The sequence below is a fragment of the Cryobacterium sp. 10S3 genome (assembly GCF_034344045.1).
Lineage (GTDB): Bacteria > Actinomycetota > Actinomycetes > Actinomycetales > Microbacteriaceae > Cryobacterium > Cryobacterium glucosi.
Genome location: NZ_CP133773.1, coordinates 2917572 through 2938390, shown reverse-complemented (window position 1 = coordinate 2938390; position 20819 = coordinate 2917572). Strand labels below are relative to the sequence as shown.

Below are 20819 nucleotides of genomic sequence, written 5' to 3'. Positions count from 1 at the left end.
CGCTTCCCGGCGCTCACTTGCACTCTCGACCCCTGAGTGCCAGAATCGACTTGGCACTCTCTCCTTTTGAGTGCCAACCCATCACCGTTTTGGTAACGTCCGGGAGGGACGAGAAACACATATGGCAAAGATCATTGCTTTCAACGAAGAGGCCCGTCGTGGCCTTGAGCGTGGCCTGAACATCCTCGCTGACACGGTCAAGGTCACCCTCGGCCCGCGCGGACGTAACGTCGTATTGGAGAAGAAGTGGGGCGCCCCCACGATCACCAACGACGGTGTCTCGATCGCCAAGGAAATCGAACTCGACGACCCGTACGAGAAGATCGGTGCGGAACTCGTCAAAGAGGTCGCCAAGAAGACCGACGACGTTGCCGGCGACGGAACGACCACCGCGACCGTCCTCGCCCAGGCGCTCGTCCGCGAAGGCCTGCGCAACGTCGCAGCCGGCGCAGACCCGATCAGCCTCAAGCGCGGCATTGAAAAGGCCACCGCTGCGGTCATCGCAGAGCTGATCGCCAACGCCAAAGAGGTCGAGACCAAGGAAGAGATCGCGGCCACCGCATCCATCTCTGCCGGCGACGCTGAAATCGGCGCGATCATCGCCGAGGCGATCGACAAGGTCGGCAAGGAAGGCGTCGTCACCGTCGAGGAGTCCAACACCCTCGGCACCGAGCTCGAGCTCACCGAAGGCATGCGCTTCGACAAGGGCTTCCTGTCCGCGTACTTCGTGACCGACCCCGACCGTCAGGAAGCGGTCTTCGAAGACCCCTACATCCTGATCGTCAACTCCAAGGTCTCCAACATCAAGGACCTCCTCCCGATCGTGGACAAGGTCATCCAGACCGGCAAGCAGCTCCTCATCATCGCCGAGGACGTCGACGGCGAGGCTCTGGCCACGCTCGTTGTGAACAAGATCCGCGGCATCTTCAAGTCGGTCGCCGTCAAGGCTCCCGGCTTCGGCGACCGTCGCAAGGCCCAGCTGCAGGACATCGCCATCCTCACCGGTGGCCAGGTCATCTCCGAGGAGGTCGGCCTCAAGCTTGAGAACGTCACCCTCGACCTGCTCGGCAACGCGCGCAAGATCGTCATCACCAAGGACGAGACGACCATCGTCGAAGGCGCCGGAGACCCCGAAGCCATCGCCGGTCGCGTTCAGCAGATCCGCAACGAGATCGAGAACACCGACAGCGACTACGACCGTGAGAAGCTCCAGGAGCGTCTCGCCAAGCTCGCCGGCGGCGTTGCCGTCATCAAGGCCGGCGCCGCGACGGAGGTTGAGCTCAAGGAGCGTAAGCACCGTATCGAGGACGCCGTCCGCAACGCGAAGGCTGCTGTCGAAGAGGGCATCGTCGCCGGTGGTGGCGTCGCCCTCATCCAGGCCGGCAAGACCGCGTTCGAGAAGCTCGAGCTCGTCGGAGACGAGGCGACCGGCGCGAACATCGTCAAGGTTGCCATCGACGCCCCGCTCAAGCAGATCGCCCTCAACGCGGGTCTCGAGCCCGGCGTCGTCGCCGACAAGGTGCGCAACCTGCCGATCGGTTGGGGCCTCAACGCCGCGACCGGTGAGTACGTTGACATGCTCCTCGCCGGCATCAATGACCCGGTGAAGGTCACCCGCTCCGCGCTGCTCAACGCCGCGTCGATTGCCGGACTCTTCCTCACCACCGAGGCCGTTGTCGCCGACAAGCCGGAAAAGAACGCTGCTCCGGTCGGCGACCCGTCCGGCGGAATGGACTTCTAAGTCCACCCTGCTCGATAGCTAGACCGCTTCACCGCTTCACCGCCAACAGGGCGTCTCCTCCGGGAGGCGCCCTGTTTTCGCGTCCGGACAGGCACGATCCCGATCCGGTCTCCGCACGTCCGGCATCCGCCGCGTCCCGGCATGCGCCACAATGCGGCGGACGCCGCTACCGGGCGAAGAGCCGCGCGTTGGCCTGCTCGATCTCGGCATACTGCTGGCCGGCCTGGTTGAGCGCCTGGCCGAGGCTTTCAGCGCTCTGCGCAACCTGCTGCTGAGTCGCCCGCCAGTCCGTCACGGCGGCCTGGAACGCGGCGGCGGCCTGCCCGGTCCACGAACCCTCCAGCCCGGTCAGTTGGCCGAGCAGCGCGGCAACCTCCGCCTGGATCCGACCGAGCGTCGCCCTGGCCGTCGTCGTGGTGCTGAGCACGAGTTCACTGTCTACCTGGTACCGGGGCATCTGCAGTCCTTTCGAGGGGTGTGCTGCCACCGTATGGCGGATGCCGCGCCGGGCCGGCGAGTACGCCCCGGCTGGGGACAACTCACCGCCACCCGCGCCAGGGGAGGAGCCGCCGGGGTCAGGGCGCCGGGGTGATCGCGAGGCGCTGCGGCGCGTTCGGGGACTCTGCGAGAGGGAACCAGACCCGGAAGGTCGCGCCGCCGCCCGGGGTTTCGACGACCTGGACGGTGCCGTTGTGGCTGGCGACGATCGACGCGACGATCGCCAGGCCGAGTCCGCTGCCACCGGTCTCGCGTGCACGGGAGGTGTCGGCGCGCCAGAAGCGCTGGAATATCTTGTCGCGGATCTGCGGCGGGATGCCCTCGCCATGGTCGATTACGGCGACGGATGCGCGCTGGTTCCGTCGGTCGACGGCGATCTCGAGTTCGATGGGGCTGTCAGCGGGGCTGAAGCGAAGGGCATTGCCCATCAGATTGGTGATGACCTGTCGGATCTTGTTCTCTTCGGCCATGACGACGGCGGGGATCGCGGCGGTCGGGGCAGCGGTCGGCACTGGCTCGGGGAGGATGGCGAGAGCATCCGCTTTACGGGGGCGACGGGTCCGTAGTCGCGCGAGGGTCGCACCGGCGAAGGAAACCGTGTTCGTGTGCGGGACGGCCACGGCCTCGCCTGCCCGCTTGGGGACCGTCACGAGTGCGGAGGTCGGGACCTCGCCGGTGGAGTGCGCGAGGTCGATGGCGGGGGCCAACGGGACGACAGGCTCTTCGTCCGTGTCGGGAGCCGCCGTCACGACCGTGATGGTGCGACCGGGGGCGGAGGCCATCGCGTCGAGCGCCGCATCGCGGGCGAGGGGGAGCAGGTCGACGGGGGTGAGCGCGAGTGGCTTCGTCTCGTCCAGACGGGCGAGTTCGAGGAGGTCCTCGACGAGGCCGCCCATCCGGATCGCTTCCTTCTCGATGCGCTCCATCGCCTGGGCGACCTCTTCCGGAGTCTGCAGGGCACCCATCCGGTAGAGCTCGGCGTAGCCGCGCACGGAGACGAGGGGGGTGCGGAGCTCGTGACTCGCGTCGCCGACGAAGCGGCGCATCTGGTCGATCGTGCGCGCCCGTTCCTTGAACAGGCGATCGATCCTGCTGAGCATGGTGTTGAGGGAACGGTTGAGCCGGCCGACTTCGGTGTTCGGGGTCGCCCCGCCGAGCCGCTGGCTGAAGTCGCCGTCAGCAATCGCCGCGGCCGTGCGCTCCACCTCGCGCAGGGGGGCGAACGTGCTCGTCACGAGCAACCGGGTGATCAGTCCGCCCAGGAGCACGACGCCCAGGCCGAAGCCGAGGAAGATCGTGAGGTAGGTGCCGACGGTGTTCTCGGACTGCTTGAGCGAGACGGCCATGACGAGGGTGCCGTAGGTGCCGTGGACGTTGGTGACGAGCGGCACCGCGACCGCGAGGAACTCGGTGTCGTGCGAGGCGTCCTGCAGGCGCATGGTCTGGCCGTTGAGCGCGTTGACCGACTGGAGGTCAAGGGGCATGGTGATCTGCGGCAGCTCGCGTACGGGCACGTCGGTCCAGGAATGGTAGCGGAGTTCGCCGTTCTCGTCGTACAGGGCGACGAAGTAGTCCGAGGGAACGACGGTGCCGTTATTCTGCCCGAGGGCGTTCGCGGTGTATGCGACCGACGTCGTCTGGGCATCCGCCTGGAGCTGCGCGTCGACCTGCTGGATCACGTACTGCCGGAGCATGGCCATCGTGCCGATCCCGGAGACCAGGAGACCGAGCGTGAGCATGAGAACGGTCACGCCGGTGATCTTGGACCTGAGGGATATGCGGTTCCACCGCTCCGTGAGTGACTGATGCATCAGGCTGCCAGTCTATTTGTGCAGTCTGGGACTATGCCTTGGCAGCCTTGAGCATGTAGCCGAAGCCGCGCTTGGTCTGGATCAGCGGCTCTGAGGAGTGCGCGTCGACCTTGCGCCGTAGGTAGGAGATGTAGGACTCGACGATGCCGGCGTCGCCGTTGAAGTCGTATTCCCAGACGTGGTCCAGGATCTGCGCCTTCGAGAGCACCCGGTTCGGGTTGAGCATCAGGTAACGGAGCAGCTTGAACTCGGTCGGGCTGAGCTCGATGGGTTCTTCGCCGACGAGGACCTCGTGGGTGTCCTGGTCCATGGTCAGTTCGCCCGCGCGGATGACGGCGTCTTCGTCGGCGTGCATCGTGCGGCGGAGGATGGCCTTGATCCTGGCCACGATCTCGTCGAGGCTGAACGGCTTGGTCACGTAGTCGTCGCCGCCGACCGTGAGGCCGGTGATCTTGTCTTCGGTGTCGTCCTTGGCGGTGAGGAACAGGATCGGCGCCGTGTAGCCGGCGGAACGGAGGCGTTTGGTCACGCCGAAGCCGTTCATGTCGGGAAGCATGACGTCGAGGATGATCAGGTCGGGTTCCTCTTCGAGCACGGCGGAGATCGCCTGGGCGCCGTTGCCGACGGCCCGCACGGCGAAGCCGGCGAAGCGCAAGCTGGTGGTGAGGAGATCCCGGATGTTGGGCTCGTCGTCGACAATAAGAATGCGGGGGCCATCAGTCATTGGACCAGTATCTGCGCGTTAGCTGGACCTTTGCTGTGAGTGACCGGTGTGGTTCGGACGTGAGTAGATTGTGGGTGGGGAGCGGAGCCGCCGGGGCTGATCGGAGGTGGACGCCGCGACGGATTCGAACGGGAGAACGCCATGAAAATCGCAACATGTGTGATCGTCGGGGCCGGCCTCGCCGGGGCGCGCGCGGCAGAGGCGCTTCGCGTCGAAGGCTTCGACGGACGGGTCGTTCTGCTTGGCGAGGAGGCCGAGTACCCCTATATCCGGCCGCCGCTGTCCAAGGATTTCCTCGCCGGGACATCCGCCCGCGACTCGATCGACGTGCACCCGGCCGACTGGTATGCCGCACAGGACATCGAGGTCGTGCGGGGTCGCGCGGTGACGGCGCTCACCCTCGACGCGCGGCAGCTGAGCTACGCCGGCGGCGGGACGCTGCACTATGACCGGCTCCTTCTCGCGACCGGGGCGGCCGCCCGGCCGTTCCCCGGCCCCGGGGGAGACCTGGACGGCGTCCACCTCCTGCGCACCGTGGCCGACTCGACCCGGCTGAAGGCGGCGCTCGCGCCAGGGGGACGCCGGATCGTCGTGGTCGGAGCCGGCTGGATCGGACTCGAGGTTGCGGCGGCTGCCCGCAGCTACGGCAACGACGTGACGGTGCTCGGCCAGGGCGCCGTGCCGCTGCAGCGCGCGGTCGGCGCGGAGATCGGCGGAGTCTTCGCCGCGCTCCACCGGGCCAACGGGGTAGACCTGCGAATGGAGACCGGCGTGGCCGAGATCCTCGGCACGGACGGAAGGGTCACGGGCGTCCGGCTCCAGGCGGCCACGGACGGGACCCCCGGCCAGGACGGGTCGTCCGGAGAGGTCGTGCTCGCGGACGTCGTCGTGGTCGGGATCGGCGCGACACCCAATACGCGGCTCGCTCTCGACGCGGGGCTCGAGGTGGCAGACGGCATCGTCGTCGACGCGGCCTTCCGCACCAACGAGCCAGGGGTTTTCGCGGTCGGTGACGTCGCGAGCGTGTTCCATCCCGTTCTCGGACACCACCTCCGGGTCGAGCACTGGGCGAACGCCGAGAATGCCGGCCGGGCCGCCGCACTCTCCATGCTCGACCGTGCGGTGAGCTACGAGGAGATTCCCTACTTCTACACGGATCAATTCGACCTCGGAATGGAATACTCGGGGTATGGTGATTTGGCGAGGGATGCGGAGCTGGTGTTCCGGGGAGACCGGACTGCCCGCGAGTTCGTCGCGTTCTGGGTCGCCGACGGCCGTGTGGTTGCGGGCATGAACGTCAATGTCTGGGATGTCAACGAATCCGTCCAGAATCTGATCAGGTCGCGCGTCCGCGTCGACGTGTCCGCGCTGAGGGACGAATCCCGAAGCCTCGACAGCCTCCTCGGCCCCGCGGCCGCCCGGAGCCACGGCGCCGACGCCGGTCGAGCGGTCGCCGAGACGCCAGGGGTGGGTTCCTGATGGCGGGCGGTACCGCCGCGTTTCCCGTTTTCATCCATCCCCGTCGCATGATCGGCGGCCGCGAATTCGATTTCGATCGCGAGATCGCGGTGATGGCGATCATCAATCGCACCCCAGACTCGTTCTTCGACCAGGGCGCCACCTTCGCCCTGGACAAGGCCGTCGCTGCCGCGCACCAGGCGATATCCGATGGCGCGGACTGGGTCGACATCGGCGGGGTCAAGTTCGCGCCCGGCCCGCCCGTCCCCGTCGAACAGGAGATCGACCGTGTCGTCCCGGTCGTCCTGGCCTTGCGCGGCGCCGGCGCGGTCATCTCCGTCGACACTTTCCAGCCGGCCGTCGCACGGGCGGCGCTCGCGGCAGGCGCCGACGTCATCAACGACACCACCGGCATCCACGACCCGCTGATGGCGGACATCGTCGCGGACAGCGACGCGACCCTCGTCGTGACGCACAGCCTCGCTCGCCCGCGGATGCCGCACCCGGCCCCGCGCTACGGCGACGTCGTTGGCGAGGTCGCCGCGTTCCTGCGTGAGCGCACCGAGCTGGCCCTCTCCCGGGGGATCCCCGCAGAGCGGATCATCATCGATCCCGGCCATGACCTCAACAAGAACACCCGGCATTCGCTCGAGCTCACCCGGCGCCTCCCCGAGATCGCCGCGCTCGGCTACCCGACCCTCGTCGCGGTCTCCAACAAGGACTTCATCGGCGAGACCCTCGGCCGCGCCCGTGACGAACGTGTCGAGGGCTCCCTCGCCGCCGCCGTGTTCAGCATCATGCAGGGCGCCCGGATCGTGCGGATGCACAACGTGCGCGCCGCCGTGGACGCCGTTCGGATGACCGAGGCGATCCTGGGCTTCCGCGAACCGGCGTACGAGCGCCACAACCTGGCCTGAACGATGACCGACTTCAGCCAGGCGGGTCTCCTCGACGCCTACCGCATCGAGGACAGGACCGCCGCGCGGCTGCGGGTGAACTTCATCGCGAGCCTCGACGGCGCCGCGACCCACGACGGCCTGAGCGGTGGCCTGAACAATGCCGACGACAAGCTCGTCTTCGACACGCTCCGGACCCTCACCGACGTGATCCTGGTCGGCGCCGGAACGGTCCGCGCCGAGGGCTACGGTGGCATCCGCCTGGATGCCGCAGCCGAGGCCTGGCGCGTCGCGCACGGGCTCCCGCCGCAGCCGCGGATCGCGGTCGTGAGCGGGCGCCTGGATCTCGAGGCCGGGCATCCGCTGTTCACGGACGCCGCGACGCGCCCGATCGTCATCACGCACGCGGGGTCACCTGCCGACAAGCGCGCCGACCTCGAGGCCGTGGCCGACGTGCTCGTTTGCGGGGCGGCGACGATCGATCTCCCGCTCGCGCTCCGCGAGCTTGCCGCGCGGGGCCTGCGCCAGGTGCTCTGTGAGGGCGGCCCGAGCCTGTTCGGGGCGCTGCTCACGGCCGATGCCGTTGACGAACTCTGCCTGAGCCTGAGCCCGGTTCTCGAGGCAGGCACCTCTGGCCGTATCGCGCACAGTGCCGCGGCCGCGTCACGCCCGATGCGTCTCGGCCACGTGCTCACTGCCGGAGACATGCTCTTCCTGCGCTACACGCGCCCGTCGCCCTGACCGATTCCGTCGGATCGGTCAGGGCAGGTCAGCGGATGCCTGCTGCGGCCTCGTCGACCAGGGCGTCGGTGTCGAGGTTGTTCGCGTCGAGAATGGTGTAGCTGTACCCCTGCTCCGCGAGGAAGCGCTGGCGGTTCTGTGCGAAGTCCTGGTCGACGGTGTCGCGGGCGACGAGCGTGTAGAAGTTGGCGGCGAGGCCGGACTCCTTGGGACGGAGCAACCGGCCGAGCCGCTGCGCCTCCTCCTGGCGCGAGCCGAACGACCCGGAGACCTGGATGGCCACGGTCGCCTCGGGCAGGTCGACGGAGAAGTTCGCGACCTTGGAGACGACGAGCAGGTTCTCCTCGCCGACCCGGAAAGCCTGGTAGAGCCGTTCGCGTTCGTCGACGGGGGTCGCCCCGGTGAGTTTCGGCGCGTTGAGGGCGTCGGCGAGTTCGTCGATCTGGTCGAGGTACTGGCCGATCACGAGGATGCGTTCGCCGGGGTGCTTGGCGACGAGACGCTTGACCACGTCGAGCTTGGCCGGGGCGGTCGCGGCGAGCCGGTATCGCTCGTCGTCCGCTGCGGCGGCATAGGTGAGCCGCTCGGACTGCGGCAGGTCGATCCGTACCTCGTAGCAGGAGGCGGGGGAGATGAAGCCCTGGGCCTCGATCTCCTTCCACGGTGCGTCGAAACGCTTGGGGCCGATCAGGCTGAACACGTCGCCCTCGCGGCCGTCCTCGCGGACGAGCGTCGCGGTGAGGCCGAGGCGGCGGCGGGCCTGCAGTTCGGCCGTGAGCTTGAATACCGGCGCGGGAAGGAGGTGCACCTCGTCGTAGATGACGAGGCCCCAGTCCATCGCGTCGAGGAGTTCGAGGTGGGCGTACTCGCCCTTCCGCTTCGCGGTGAGGATCTGGTACGTCGCGATCGTGACGGGCTTGACTTCTTTGACCTGCCCCGAGTACTCGCCGATCTCGTCCTGGGTGAGGGTCGTGCGTTTGAGGAGCTCGTCGCGCCACTGCCTGGCCGAGACGGTGTTGGTCACGAGGATGAGCGTGTTGGTCTTCGCCGTCGCCATCGCGCCGGCGCCGACGAGGGTCTTGCCCGCTCCGCAGGGCAGGACGACGACGCCGGAACCGCCGTCGAAGAAGCTCGCGACGGCCTTGTTCTGGTAGTCGCGCAGCGCCCAGCCGTTCTCGAGCAGCGCGATGTCGTGCGGGGTTCCCGGCGTGTAGCCGGCGAGGTCCTCGGCCGGCCAGCCGAGCTTGACGAGTTCCTGCTTGAGTTGACCGCGGGCCCAGGGTTCGACGAGAAAGGAATCCGGGGTCGGGTGGCCGATCAGCAGGGGGGCGATCCGCTTGGCGCCGGAGATCTCCATCAGCACGGCCCGGTCGTTGCTCTGCAGCACGAGCTGGCCCTCGTCGTCGCGCTCGATGATCAGGCGGCCGTAGCGCCCGACGGTCTCCTCGATGTCGATCCGCACGGTCTGCGGGATCGCGAACTTGGAATACTTCTCGAGGGTCCCGAGCATGTCCGAGGCCGCATGTCCCGCCGCGCGGGCGTTCCAGAGTCCGAGCCGGGTAATCCGGTAGGTGTGGATGTGCTCAGGGGCCCGTTCCAGCTCGGCGAACACGGCGAGGTCGTGGCGCGCATCTTCGGCGAGGGGGTGGGCGACTTCGAGCAGAACCGTGCGGTCGCTCTGGACAATCAGTGGGCCATCAGACATAGCCGTTAATCCTACGCCCGCATGGCTGGGAGCCTCCCATCGGCCCACCCCCGCTTATGGGGCGGGTGTGATGCTGATGATGCTCGAGAGCGGCAGAGTGCGTTCGATGTCGGCACGGCGGTCCCTGGCGCGGAATCGGCCTCCTCCGACACTGGCCGGTTCGAGCAGGTAGTCGACGACGACCCCGCCCGGCATCGCAATGCTGACGATGACGGTCTGCTTGGACTTGATCGCCGAATCGAGTTGGCGGGCGAGCCAGGCGTCGGCGGCGACGTCTTCGCCGCCGTCCGTGGCACGGAGCTTTTCGACCAGGATGAGTGCAAGGTCAGGGGCCTCAGGGGGGAGGACCCTGGCGAGCTGGTGCCTGCGGAGGTGCAGGACCTCTCCGTCGGAGCTCTCCGCTGCGACCGGGTACTTGGCGTCGTTGAGCGCCCAGAACACGACGTCCGAGGTGAAGCGGCTCGTGAGGCGGTGGGCGTCCGCGCGGACGAGTCCGAGCGGGCCGAGGGTCTGGTCGACGGCGAGGGTGCCGAGGAGTTCATCGTCGTCCGAGCGGACGTAGCTCCGGCTGAGCGCGGTCGGTGCGGCCACCTCGCCGACCCGGATCCGTCCATACCGGCCTGCGGACTCCCGGATCAGGTACTCGATGGGCTGGGGGATACCGGTGAGTGAGATCGTGCGCAGGAAGTCGAGGAGTGACTCGGCGGTTTCACCCGCGGCGAGTGCCCGGTTGACCGAGGTCGCCGAGATTCGGTAGCTGAGGGCCAGTTCGCGGCTCTCGACGTCGGCGAGGCCGCGGAGCCGGGCGTCGATCGAGGGAGCCAGGGGGCCTGGGGAGACGATCGAGAGGTCGTTCTGCAGGTAGACGGCGCCGACTTCTGCAGGCAGGGACGCCCCGATCGTGGCGATGGCGCCCTCGAGGTCTTCGGCCAGGACAGCGGCACCGGCCGGGCTCGTGGTCTGGTGAGCGGTGATGCCGATCAGCTCGGCGTCGCGGGCGAACTCGGTGACGCGGGTGTCCATCCACTCGCCGCCTGCTGGGTAGAGCCAGGTCACGAAGCTGCGAAGTCCCTCGCCCCAGGAGACGCCGGGGCGGTGCGCGAGGATGCTGCGCACGTCGGCGGGCAGTGCCGCCTGCCAGGAGCCGGCCAGGGCCGCCCAGCGGTGCGCAGTGCCCTCGAGGAGCCAGGCCTCGCCGGCCTCCGTCTCGTTCCAGTACCCGGTCGAGTGCGCGATGAGCTGCGCCCTGGCTGCTGTCGCGACGTAGGTGGCGACGGCGTCGATATCGATGCCCATGACGGACGAGAGGCGCTTGGTGTCCGGCAGGCCGAGTCCGCCCCGGCTGAGCTCGCGCACGGGCTCCCGGGAGAGTTCGGTGACGAGCTCTGCGATTGAGGAGACCGCCGCGAAGGCACGTTCGGCGGCGAGGCGGTCGGTGAAGCGGCTGTCGGTCGTGATCACGGTCGCGAGTGCGGAGGGCGCGGGTGTCGATGCGAGTTCGAGGGCGGACGGCAGGCCGAGGTCGGGCCAGGTGGCCAGGTGCTCGGCGACCGCCGGATATACCCTGAGGCCGTCGTCGGACAGGAGTGCGAGCATCAGTTCGTCGAGCACGGCTGCGCGCGCGGCGACATCCGCTCGGGTGACGGGCAGGCCGCCGAGCTCGGTGAGGCGGGAAGTGAGCGCATCGAGGCCGAGGGACGCGCCGGGCACACCCGTCGGCTCGGTCGGTTCGGCGGGCGCCTCGGTGGCGGTGATCGCAAGCACGGCCAGAGTCGACCGGTCGAGCCGGGAGAGGGCTGCCTGGACCGCGGCCGGATTCAGCAGGGCTTCGGCGAGGTCGAAGAAATCACGGATGCCGTGGGCTGAGATCGCGCGGATCTCGATCGTGCGGCGCAACGCCGCGTCGTCGAGGGCACGAAGGCGTGAGGCGAGCGTCAGCACGGCGTTACTCCCCGTTCTGTCGTGCCTCGCGAGCGCGGCGGACGGTGGTCGTCACCAGGAGAACGATAATCAGGATGAATCCAATCGGCAGTCCGACAAGCGGGAGCGCGAGGATCGCGGGCCAGACACCCTCGCCGAAGCCGTTGTTGGCGCCGGCGCCGAGCCAGGTGCCGATGATGACGGCGAAGAACGCGAGGATCGACAGGCCGACGGTGGCGGCGACCATATAGGCGAGGATGCGTTCCGGCCGGCCGGCGGCGTGTGGAGTTTGATTGGTCACAGTGTCAAGGATACGGGGCGGGGACGAGTGCAACCGAATAAGCTGGGTGCGGTTGGCGCGCATGTCGCGCGCCCGGAATTCAGCGAGGTCCAGATGCCCACCGGCAAGGTCAAGTTCTACGACGAGGAGAAGGGTTTTGGCTTCATCAGTTCCGATGACGGCCAGGAGGTTTTTCTCCACGCTTCTGCGCTGCCCACCGGAGTGACGGTCAAGCCAGGAACGAAGCTCGAATTCGGCATCGCCGATGGCAAGCGCGGCGCCCAGGCGCTGTCCGTGCGCATCATCGAAGCGCCGCCGAGCCTCGTCAAGCTCAGCCGCAAGCCCGCCGACGACATGGCCATCATCATCGAGGACCTCGTCAAGGTGCTCGACGGCATCGGTGCGAGCCTGCGTCGCGGCCGTTACCCCGATAGCGCCCACAGCCACAAGATCGCCGCCATGCTTCGCAAGGTCGCAGAGGAACTCGATGCCTGAGCAGATCCAAGACACCACACTCGACGTACCGGCTGTCGACGCCGTCGCCGATGACGCCGTGGCCGACGACGCCGAGTCGACGGCAGCGGATGCCGTTCCCACCGACGAGACACTCGTCGCTGCTGTCGAGGTGGCCAGGGCCGCCCTCCTCACCTTCACGCCGGAAGACACCATCGGCGACCCCCTCGGACACGTCGTCGAGGGTGACCGGGTCGTGTCGCTGCTCTTCGACTGCACCATGACCGGGTATCCGGGCTGGCGCTGGACCGTCACGCTCTCGCGCATCGACGGGGAATCCCTGCCGCAGGTGCTCGAGACCGAGCTCACGCCGGGGGACGAGGCCCTCGTCGCACCCGAGTGGATCCCGTGGTCCGATCGCCTCGCCGACTACCGCACGGCCCAGGACCTGGTCGCTGCGACCGCGGCCGCCGACGCTCTCGACGACGACACCGATGACGATGACGATGACGACGACACCGATGACGACGACACCGATGACGATGACGATGACGACGACACCGATGACGACGACACCGATGACGACGACGCAGACGACGACGATGATGACGAAGAAGAAGACGATGACATCGACCCGGACGACATCGACGAAGACGAATAGCGTCTGACGCGCTACCGGCGCCTCAGGCGCAGCCAGACCAGCCCGGCGACGCCGAGACCGACCCCGGCCACCGCGCACCACAGCCACCAGCCGAGCCCGCGGGCCGCGAGCTCACCCTGGAAAGCCAGGGCGAGACCCGCGGCCACGAGCCAGGCGAGTGCTCCGATCAGGATCGGCGTGCGCGCATCCGCTTTCGCCGGCTCAGGATCGGGCCGGCGCTCGCTGTCTCTCAGCCAGAGGCGCACGAGGACCGCTATTTGCCCAGGTTGGCGACGACGAATTCGATGGACTTGACGAGCTGGCGTACGTCGTTCGGCTCGATCGCCGTGAACGTCGCGACGCGCAGCTGGTTGCGGCCGAGCTTGCGGTAGGGCTCGGTGTCGGAGATGCCGTTCGCGCGCAGCGCCTTGGCTACGGCGGAGGCATCGATCGCGTCGTCGAAGTCGATCGTCGCGACAACCTGCGAACGGTGGTCGGGGTTGACGACGTACGGCGTCGCGTAGTCAACGGTCGCTGCCCAGTCGTAGAGCACCGAGGAGGACTCGCGGGTGCGTGCGGAGGCCCAGGCGAGGCCGCCATTGCCGTTGATCCAGTCGAGCTGGTTCTCGATCAGGAGCAGGGTGGCCACGGCCGGCGTGTTCAGGGTCTGGTTGAGGCGCGAGTTGTCGATCGCGTTCTTCAGGCTGAGGAACTCCGGGATGTACCGGCCGCTCGCGGCGATCTGCTCGACGCGCTCGATGGCCGCGGGGGAGAAGAGCGCCATCCAGAGGCCGCCGTCGGAGGCGAGGTTCTTCTGCGGGGCGAAGTAATACGCATCCGCCTGGTCGGCGGCGTAGTCGATGCCGGCGGCGGCGCTCGTGGCGTCGATGACGGTCAGCGCTCCGGCGTCGCCGTGCACGCGGGTGACGGGCGCCATCACACCGGTCGAGGTCTCGTTCTGCGGCCAGGCGTACACGTCGACGCCCTCGGTCGGAACGGCCTCGCTGCGCGAGCCCGCCGGGGCCTTGATCACGTCGGGTGCTTCGAGGAACGGTGCGCTCGCCGCGGCAGCGAACTTGCCGCCGAACTCGCCGAAGACGAGGTTCTGGGCCTTCTTGGAAATAAGGGAGAACGCGGCTGCATCCCAGAAGGCGGTGGACCCGCCGTTGCCGAGGACGACTTCGTAGCCTTCCGGAGCGCGGAGCAGCTCCGCCAGGCCGGTTCGGACCCGGCCGACCAGGTTCTTCACCGGCGCCTGACGATGGGAGGTACCGATAATGGACGTGCCAGATTTAAGGAGGTACTCAAGCTGTTCCTGACGGACTTTGGACGGGCCGCAGCCAAATCGTCCGTCAACGGGCAAGAGTTCGGAGGGAATTATCAGATTCGACATGAGGCGATTCTAACGACCCCTAACACGGCGATAAGGTTGTGACGCACACGGAGGCACTGGGAGGCCGGCGATGACTGATCTGATCGACACGACCGAAATGTATCTCCGCACCATCCTCGATCTGGAGGAGGAGGGGATCGTCCCCCTCCGGGCCCGGATCGCCGAACGACTGGGCCATTCCGGCCCGACCGTCTCGCAGACCGTCGCGCGCATGGAGAGGGATGGGCTCGTCGTCGTGTCCGGCGACCGCCACCTCGAACTCACGATCAACGGGCGCCGTAAGGCCGTGCATGTCATGCGCAAGCACCGCCTCGCCGAGCGCCTGCTGAGCGACGTGATCGGCCTCGAATGGGAGTTCGTCCACGACGAAGCCTGCCGCTGGGAACACGTCATGAGCGAACAGGTCGAGCGCAAGATCCTGGAGATGCTCGGGCATCCCACCGAGTCACCGTATGGCAACCCGATCCCTGGGCTCGACGAACTGGGCGACTCGCCCGCCGTCGCATTCATGGCGGGAGTCACGAACCTCGTCGAGGTCGTCGCGGGGTCGACGACCCCGGTGACCGCCGTCATCCGCCGCCTCGGCGAACCGGTGCAGTTCGACCCGGAACTCCTCGCCCAGCTCAAGAACGCCGGCGTGATGCCGGGCAATTCGGCGGTTTTCTCGGCACTCGGCTCCTACGTTCTCGTCGAGGTCGCGGGGTTCGCTGAGGGTCTCGAACTGCCCAATGAAGTCGCGAGCCACATCTTCGTGGCTACCCCGGTCGCCGCTCTCTAACCGCCCGTTTCGCGGGGCAAAATCCGAACGGATGCCGGGTTGTCGTCGGTCGAAAGATGACCCTTTCGTTACGCGTTCGTTACTAAATCGTCACCAAGGGGTGACAAACGGAGAAACCTCACGTACTGTCGGACGAGTCCCACAGGCCAGAACCGGCCGCCGGGCTCGAAGCAGGACGTCTCTCTTCCCGTCTCCTGGTTCGGTAACACATGCGACCAACGCATTGGACGGGGCAACTACCTAGTGTTGTCGAGGCGCCGGAGGTACACACTTTGGCCGAAGAATTAGGTAGAAGACTGTCCCGTCGAGGTTCTGCCCCGACACCCGCACGGCCGGCCCCGACGCCGGCGCAGCGTGAAGAGGCCCCCGCGCGCGGGATCTTCACCCGCCCGTCACGCCGGCGCGGCGCCATCGCCAACGTCGTGATGATGACCCTGGCCGGCGGACTCGTCGCCACCATGGCGATCCCCGCATACGCGTTCGCGCCGAGTTCTCCCGGCACGGATATCGCGCACGGCACGACGGCATCCACGGCCCTCACGCGGTCGGGCGCCCAGTCGCTCACCGTCGCCGACCAGGCCTCGACCGTCAGCGTCGCCCGCGACGGCTTCAGCGCCACGACGCCGGAAGAGATCGCCGCGGCCAAGGCAGCAGCAGCATCTGCGGCCGCCGCAGCAGCAGCCGAAGCGCGCCGCGTCGCCGCGGCCGCCTCCATGACGACGTATGCGGCCGCGTATTCGGGGCCGTCGGTCTCCGACTTCCTGGCGAACCCGTCCTACCCGACGTTCAGCCTCGCATCCGTCTATAACGTCGGCCTGCAGTACCAGGGTGTTCCCTATGTCTACGGTGGGTCGACCCCCGCCGGTTTCGACTGCTCGGGCTTCGTCATGTACGTCTACGCCCAGTTCGGGATCAGCCTGCCGCATTCGGCAGCAGGCCAGGGCGCCGCGGGCACCCGCATCTCCCTCGCCGATGCGCAGCCGGGTGACCTTGTCATCATGGACGGTCACGACGGCATCTACGCCGGCAATGGCAACATTCTGCACGCGCCCTATGAGGGGGCTTCCGTGAGGGTGCAGCCCATCTGGACGAGCTCGTACTACATCGTCCGCCTCGGGATCTGAGTCGCTCCGACGGGCCCGGCGAGGCCGTGACGTGGCCTCGCCGGGCGGCAACGATGTGAACAATGCGTAACAGCTTGCCCACGAAGTGTTGTGGGGTGCTGCGCGGCGTGTCGCTTGTGCGTTAACCTGATGCTCTGTAGTACTGCGAGTCTTTTGGGAGAGCCAATGCGCGAGCGATGCACGATCCACACCATGGATGTGCGCTGCCGCTTTGCGTTGCGGCACGGCAGTCAAACTTGTCTGAGTTGTGCGTGTTCTCGCGTTTCAGACCGTAGGGCGTTGTCATTGTGACAGCGCCCTTTTTGTTTGCCCGTTTGCCCCTGACTCTCGGTGCGAGGGAGTAGATCGAATGGCTGGAAGCCGTCCAGCCCTTTTCGAAAGGGAACGAATGCGCACACTTGTTCTGAACGCGGGCTACGAGCCCCTCGCCGTGGTCTCGTTCAAACGGGCCATCGTGCTGGTCATGAATCAGAAGGCCACCATCGTGGCCGCCGACCAGGCCCACCCGGTCTGGGCGACGACAGGCTCGTGGGATCGACCGAGCGTGATCATCCTCACGCGGTACGTGCATCTCCCGCGCTCCCGTTCGCTGCCGGTGAGCCGGCGCGGCGTACTCCGCAGGGATGACCATCGCTGCGCGTACTGCGGCCGGACTGCGAATACGATCGACCACGTGCAGCCCCGTTCCCGCGGTGGCCGGGACAGCTGGGACAACCTCGTGGCCTGCTGCCTGCGCTGCAACAACATCAAGAGCGATCGCACTCCCGCCGAGATGGGCTGGGATCTGCTCTTCCATCCGAAGATCCCGATCGGGTCCAGCTGGGTCGTGCGCGGAGTCGAGCGACCATTGCCGCAATGGGACGAGTATCTTGCGCCTGCCGCCTGATCAGGCAATGTAACGGATGTGTAACGCCGGGGGTGACTTCTTCGACGGTTTCCCCTAGGGTGGGATGAACCCGATTGATACGCCACGATCCAGAGGAATCCTGTTGCCCGAGTCTGGCGTGTCCGATTCCGAAGCGAGCCCCGAGGTCTTTCTCACTCGTCGCGAACTCCGGGCCAAGCGCGACGCGCTCCCGGCTTTGAGCCCGGCCACGGAGCAATTCCTGGCACCGAAGCCCGAACCCGTCGTCGTTCCCGCAGTGAGGCCGCGTAGCCGTTTTTCGGCCTCGCCCGCGAAGCCGGTCGGTCGTTTCCCACGCAAGCGGCGGCATCCGGTCAAGATCGCGATCGCCGTGTTCGCCATCCCGGCCATCTTCCTCACCGCGGCATTGCCCGCGTACGCCTTCACTCCGCGCGCAGCCGGTGACATGACGAGCGCAACGCACTCGTCGGGGAACAAGACCGTGCAGGGCCTCACCGTCGCAGCAGCGGCGACCGCGGTCACTGTTTCGCGTGACGGCTTCGCTGCCACCACGAAAGAGCAGCTCGCGGCGCAGGCGCTCGCGGCCAAGAAGGCCCTCGCTGCCCAGCAGGTGGCGACCGCCCGTGCCGCTGCGGCGGCCTTCGCCGTCTACGGCGTGCGTGCGGAGGGTGATGACTACCCCTGGTACAACATGCCCACCGAGTCGCAGGGTGGCGGCCTATCCCCGCTCAGTTACTACTACCGCGAGTGTGTCGACTTCGTGGCCTGGCGCCTGAACCGCGACGCCGGTTCGACCGGCTCTTCCTGGCGCTGGACCTGGAACAGCCTGACCCCCGGCGGCGGCAACGCGAGCGCCTGGGCGAGTGCGTGGTCCAACCACGGCTGGACCACGAGCAAGACACCCGTCGTCGGCGCGGTCGCCTGGTTCAACTACAACCATGTCGCTTATGTGCAGTCGATCGGCGGTGACGGATCCGTCGTGCTCGAGGAGTACAACTGGATGGGCAGCCACGCGTATCACAAGCGCACGGTCTCGCCGAGCGACGTCGCGCTGTTCCTATACCCGCCCGCGTGATCCTGATCGGGCTCGCACCAGCTAAACTTTGACAGCCAGCCTCTGTAGCTCAACGGAAGAGCAGTTCCGTCCTAAGGAAACGGTTGGGGGTTCGAATCCCTCCAGGGGCACACTGAAATAGCCTTCGATGCCAGTAAAAGACTGGTGAAGCGCATTTCCTCGTCATCACTAGTCGTCACCTGATATCAGGTGTATGTGTGTACCTATGTGTGTACCCATGTGTGTACTTATGTGTGTACCGAATCGCACGGCTCATGCCTAAGAAGCGATCGCCTGGCGACGGTGCTCTGTTCTACATCCCATCGAAGAATCTCTGGCGCGGCGTCATCGACATCGGCTTTACTCCCGATGGACGACGGAAGCAGGAGACGGTCACCTCGCGCACTCAGCGCGGCGCCCGCGACAAGCTGAACGAGCTCAAGGAGGAGATCAAGATCTATGGCGCGCCACTGGATCGACGGCGAACCGTAGAGCAGTGGGCGAGCCATTGGCTTGAAACTGTCTGTCGGCCCAAGCTCAAGCCGAAGCCGTTCGCCGCCTATGAGTCGGTGACACGCAGCTGGATCGTCCCCGTGATCGGCAAGAAGCGGATGTCCCTTGTGAAGCCTTCCGACGTGCGCGAGGTCTACCAGCGGATTGCGCAGGCGGGCCGCTCGTCGTCGACAGCGCTGAAGGCGCATAACATCATGTCAGCCATGTTCGAATCGGCCCGCCGCGACGGCATCGTCGGCCGTAATGTCGTCGCCGACGTCGATGCGCCGCGGGCCGCGATCTCGAGCCGGGACGCCTTGCCGACTCAGGACGCGATCAAGATCCTCGCGGCAGCAAGCGTGCGAACCGATGGGACCCGATGGTGGACAGCCCTGCTCGGTGGCGTGCGGCAAGGGGAGCGCCTCGGGGCCACCCTCGACAGTCTCGACCTAGACAAGGGCTTGTTCACAATTCAGTGGTCATTGACGGAAGCACGGTTTGAACATGGCTGCGGCGGCAAGTGCGCTGTCAAACGCGGCGGATCTTGCCCGAAGCGTCGATTGATCTTGGCCGATGGCCTTGAGTACCGACAACTCGACGGACGCCTTTGTCTCGTGCGGCCGAAGTCCGGGAAACCTCGGACTTTCCCCTTGATTCCCCAGCTCGTCGAAGCACTCCGTCGCTATCTCGCTGCGACCGCGGATCGGCCAAACCCGCACGGTCTCATCTGGCGCAACCCCGACGGTTCTCCGATCACGTCGGGCCAGGACAGCGAGGAATGGCGAGACCTCCTTTTGGCCGCCGGCGTGATCACCGCTGAGCAGGCGAAGCCACTCAAGGACCAGGCCGAGGGAACGCCACCCGCGCCGACGACACATTGGGCACGGCACACAACGGCGACGGTTCTTATGGAGCTGGGCGTCGACGCCCGCATCATCGGAGAGATCGTCGGTCACGCCTCCGACGAGATCACTCGCCGCTACCAACACGTTTCGAGTGCTGCTGCCAGGGATGCCATGGACCGCTTGGGCACCCACTTCGCCGGGGCGCTATCACCGCATTCAACTAGTCTAGGTACTGCACGACAGCGGGCGGTCAGTCCGTCAATCGACTCGTAGGTGTACACCGCCACCTACGAATCTCGCACGTGGCGGAGGCGATTGCTGGCGGTGTACCTTTCCAAGAATCGCAAGGCCTAACCTGCCGGGCGCCAGCAACACGAGCCGAGTTGTAGGCTGAGGAGCCCTCCGGCAGACCTGAAGAATGCATATAGCTCACAGAGACGATCATGAACAAACTGACCGTAAGGCTCATCTCCTTCCTTGCACTTCTGGCAGCGGCTGGAATTGCTGTCGCTCTCCTGCTGGATGGCCTGATCCCGGCGTGGATGCAAGACCACGCGCTGACTGCCGGAGTCTTATCTGGAACTATCGGTTTGCCGCTCACGACGCTTGTCGCCCTCTTTCTCGTTGATTACTTTGTGGACCGCGCTGAGGCAGCACGCCGGCAACCTCTGATCGCGTTCCTCGTGACGGCGGTTACTCACGATGCCTGGAAGATTCTGAACTATCTGGTACCCCGCGACCCGCACATCAAAGAGAACCGAGTCGGGGCGCAGATGTCGGCCGTTCGCCATGCCGTGGTTGCGTCAGACATGTTCGATATCGTCCAACAAGACTTGGAACAGTCGCCTTCGCCCTTCCTTCCAGAAGGGTGGACGCCATTTCCACCATCGCCTTTCGTGCCAGGCGGCAGCGTTCCCCGCGCTATGCACACGGAACCACGAGTCGTCGACGCGCTCGGCCGCGGGACAGCGGCCCTCCGGCAACATATGCAACAACTCTCAGATGCCCAGGGCAACGTAGCGCTGTTGCACTTCACACATATCCTTGAGGCCGAGTGCCTGCAGTGGGTAGATTTTTATCTTGAAACGGCCCGGATTTCCGGTGGCTCCCAGCCTGATCAAGTTCAGGAACTCGACATATATCGGCGCTGGACTGGCGCCGAGTTGCTGGCAGGCCTACTTATCCACTTAGGTGCAATAGACGTCGGAGAAGAACAGAAGAAATCATGGATAAAGGAACCTCGGAGTCTCGACGATTTTTGGGCGGTATCTAGCCGGACCTAGGTTTGGACCCCCGCCTAACGACCGCGGCTTAGTTTCAGACGGGCTCCCATTGACGGGAGACGAATATGACATCGTCTTGCGAAACGAGGCGTCGGAGCTGACTCGGAGCGACTAGGGA

Annotated in this window: 20 protein-coding genes and 1 tRNA gene; 13 read left to right on the top strand and 8 right to left on the bottom strand. The window is 66.5% G+C overall.

Annotation, left to right across the window (positions count from 1 at the left end; all coding sequences use genetic code 11):
• Positions 1-121: 121 nt before the first annotated feature.
• Positions 122-1741 carry a chaperonin GroEL gene (gene groL, locus RHM57_RS13600; RefSeq protein WP_134450050.1) on the top strand — a complete coding sequence of 540 codons (1620 nt, stop codon included), beginning with the start codon at positions 122-124 and terminating at the stop codon, positions 1739-1741.
• 166 nt (positions 1742-1907) lie between these two features.
• Here the strand turns inward: groL and RHM57_RS13595 are convergent, their stop codons facing one another.
• From RHM57_RS13595 to RHM57_RS13585, 3 genes are all read right to left on the bottom strand, one after another.
• Entirely contained in the window at positions 1908-2198 is a 291-nt protein-coding gene (locus tag RHM57_RS13595; protein ID WP_134450051.1) for a WXG100 family type VII secretion target, read from the bottom strand.
• A 118-nt stretch (positions 2199-2316) separates the two neighbouring features.
• On the bottom strand, positions 2317-4050 hold the full coding sequence (locus tag RHM57_RS13590; RefSeq protein ID WP_322188377.1) for a HAMP domain-containing sensor histidine kinase: 1734 nt from the start codon (positions 4048-4050) through the stop codon (positions 2317-2319).
• Between the two features lie 31 nt (positions 4051-4081).
• Positions 4082-4774 (bottom strand): response regulator transcription factor, encoded by a 693-nt coding sequence (locus RHM57_RS13585; RefSeq protein ID WP_134450053.1) that lies wholly within the window; start codon positions 4772-4774, stop codon positions 4082-4084.
• 141 nt (positions 4775-4915) lie between these two features.
• Here RHM57_RS13585 and RHM57_RS13580 point away from each other — a divergent pair, with 141 nt between their 5' ends.
• The 3 genes from RHM57_RS13580 to RHM57_RS13570 are packed head-to-tail and all read left to right on the top strand — an operon-like array spanning position 4916 to position 7869.
• Positions 4916-6253, top strand: coding sequence for an NAD(P)/FAD-dependent oxidoreductase (locus tag RHM57_RS13580; RefSeq protein ID WP_322140972.1), 1338 nt, complete (start codon positions 4916-4918; stop codon positions 6251-6253).
• Positions 6253-7149, top strand: a complete 897-nt coding sequence (gene folP / locus RHM57_RS13575; protein ID WP_322140971.1) for a dihydropteroate synthase — start codon at positions 6253-6255, stop codon at positions 7147-7149. The genes RHM57_RS13580 and folP overlap by 1 nt, the downstream gene beginning before the upstream one ends.
• A 3-nt stretch (positions 7150-7152) precedes the next feature.
• The gene (locus tag RHM57_RS13570) at positions 7153-7869 is read left to right on the top strand and encodes a pyrimidine reductase family protein (protein ID WP_322137245.1); all 717 of its coding nucleotides are present in this window, start codon (positions 7153-7155) and stop codon (positions 7867-7869) included.
• Between the two features lie 28 nt (positions 7870-7897).
• Here RHM57_RS13570 and RHM57_RS13565 read toward each other — a convergent pair whose 3' ends face one another.
• From RHM57_RS13565 to RHM57_RS13555, 3 genes are read right to left on the bottom strand one after another with little or no spacing between them, the layout of a single operon-like run.
• Positions 7898-9574, bottom strand: coding sequence for a DNA repair helicase XPB (locus RHM57_RS13565; protein WP_134450056.1), 1677 nt, complete (start codon positions 9572-9574; stop codon positions 7898-7900).
• Positions 9575-9628: 54 nt separating this feature from the next.
• A complete protein-coding gene (locus tag RHM57_RS13560; protein WP_322140970.1) occupies positions 9629-11515 on the bottom strand; it encodes a helicase-associated domain-containing protein in 1887 nt (628 codons plus the stop codon).
• Positions 11516-11519: 4 nt separating this feature from the next.
• The gene (locus RHM57_RS13555; RefSeq protein WP_134450058.1) at positions 11520-11795 is read right to left on the bottom strand and encodes a hypothetical protein; all 276 of its coding nucleotides are present in this window, start codon (positions 11793-11795) and stop codon (positions 11520-11522) included.
• A 93-nt stretch (positions 11796-11888) separates the two neighbouring features.
• Here RHM57_RS13555 and RHM57_RS13550 point away from each other — a divergent pair, with 93 nt between their 5' ends.
• Both RHM57_RS13550 and RHM57_RS13545 read left to right on the top strand, forming a co-directional pair.
• Positions 11889-12269, top strand: coding sequence for a cold-shock protein (locus tag RHM57_RS13550; protein ID WP_134450059.1), 381 nt, complete (start codon positions 11889-11891; stop codon positions 12267-12269).
• Positions 12262-12888 (top strand): DUF3027 domain-containing protein, encoded by a 627-nt coding sequence (locus RHM57_RS13545; RefSeq protein ID WP_322137248.1) that lies wholly within the window; start codon positions 12262-12264, stop codon positions 12886-12888. The genes RHM57_RS13550 and RHM57_RS13545 overlap by 8 nt, the downstream gene beginning before the upstream one ends.
• A gap of 11 nt (positions 12889-12899) precedes the next feature.
• Here the strand turns inward: RHM57_RS13545 and RHM57_RS13540 are convergent, their stop codons facing one another.
• Both RHM57_RS13540 and serC read right to left on the bottom strand, forming a co-directional pair.
• Positions 12900-13133, bottom strand: coding sequence for a DUF2530 domain-containing protein (locus RHM57_RS13540; RefSeq protein ID WP_322137249.1), 234 nt, complete (start codon positions 13131-13133; stop codon positions 12900-12902).
• An 8-nt stretch (positions 13134-13141) separates the two neighbouring features.
• Positions 13142-14260: a phosphoserine transaminase gene (gene serC / locus RHM57_RS13535; RefSeq protein ID WP_322140969.1), complete on the bottom strand. Its 1119-nt coding sequence runs from the start codon at positions 14258-14260 to the stop codon at positions 13142-13144.
• Between the two features lie 70 nt (positions 14261-14330).
• Here serC and RHM57_RS13530 point away from each other — a divergent pair, with 70 nt between their 5' ends.
• The 7 genes from RHM57_RS13530 (at position 14331) to RHM57_RS13500 (ending at position 20701) form a co-directional block, all read left to right on the top strand.
• The gene (locus RHM57_RS13530; protein ID WP_322188374.1) at positions 14331-15038 is read left to right on the top strand and encodes a metal-dependent transcriptional regulator; all 708 of its coding nucleotides are present in this window, start codon (positions 14331-14333) and stop codon (positions 15036-15038) included.
• Between the two features lie 425 nt (positions 15039-15463).
• Positions 15464-16162, top strand: coding sequence for a C40 family peptidase (locus tag RHM57_RS13525; RefSeq protein ID WP_322189864.1), 699 nt, complete (start codon positions 15464-15466; stop codon positions 16160-16162).
• A 388-nt stretch (positions 16163-16550) separates the two neighbouring features.
• Positions 16551-17048, top strand: a complete 498-nt coding sequence (locus RHM57_RS13520) for an HNH endonuclease (protein ID WP_134450064.1) — start codon at positions 16551-16553, stop codon at positions 17046-17048.
• A gap of 118 nt (positions 17049-17166) precedes the next feature.
• A complete protein-coding gene (locus RHM57_RS13515; protein WP_322137252.1) occupies positions 17167-18102 on the top strand; it encodes a CHAP domain-containing protein in 936 nt (311 codons plus the stop codon).
• Positions 18103-18140: 38 nt separating this feature from the next.
• Positions 18141-18212 (top strand) — tRNA-Arg (locus RHM57_RS13510).
• A gap of 144 nt (positions 18213-18356) precedes the next feature.
• Positions 18357-19691, top strand: coding sequence for a site-specific integrase (locus RHM57_RS13505; RefSeq protein ID WP_322188372.1), 1335 nt, complete (start codon positions 18357-18359; stop codon positions 19689-19691).
• Between the two features lie 170 nt (positions 19692-19861).
• Entirely contained in the window at positions 19862-20701 is an 840-nt protein-coding gene (locus RHM57_RS13500; protein WP_322188370.1) for a hypothetical protein, read from the top strand.
• Positions 20702-20819 lie beyond the last annotated feature (118 nt).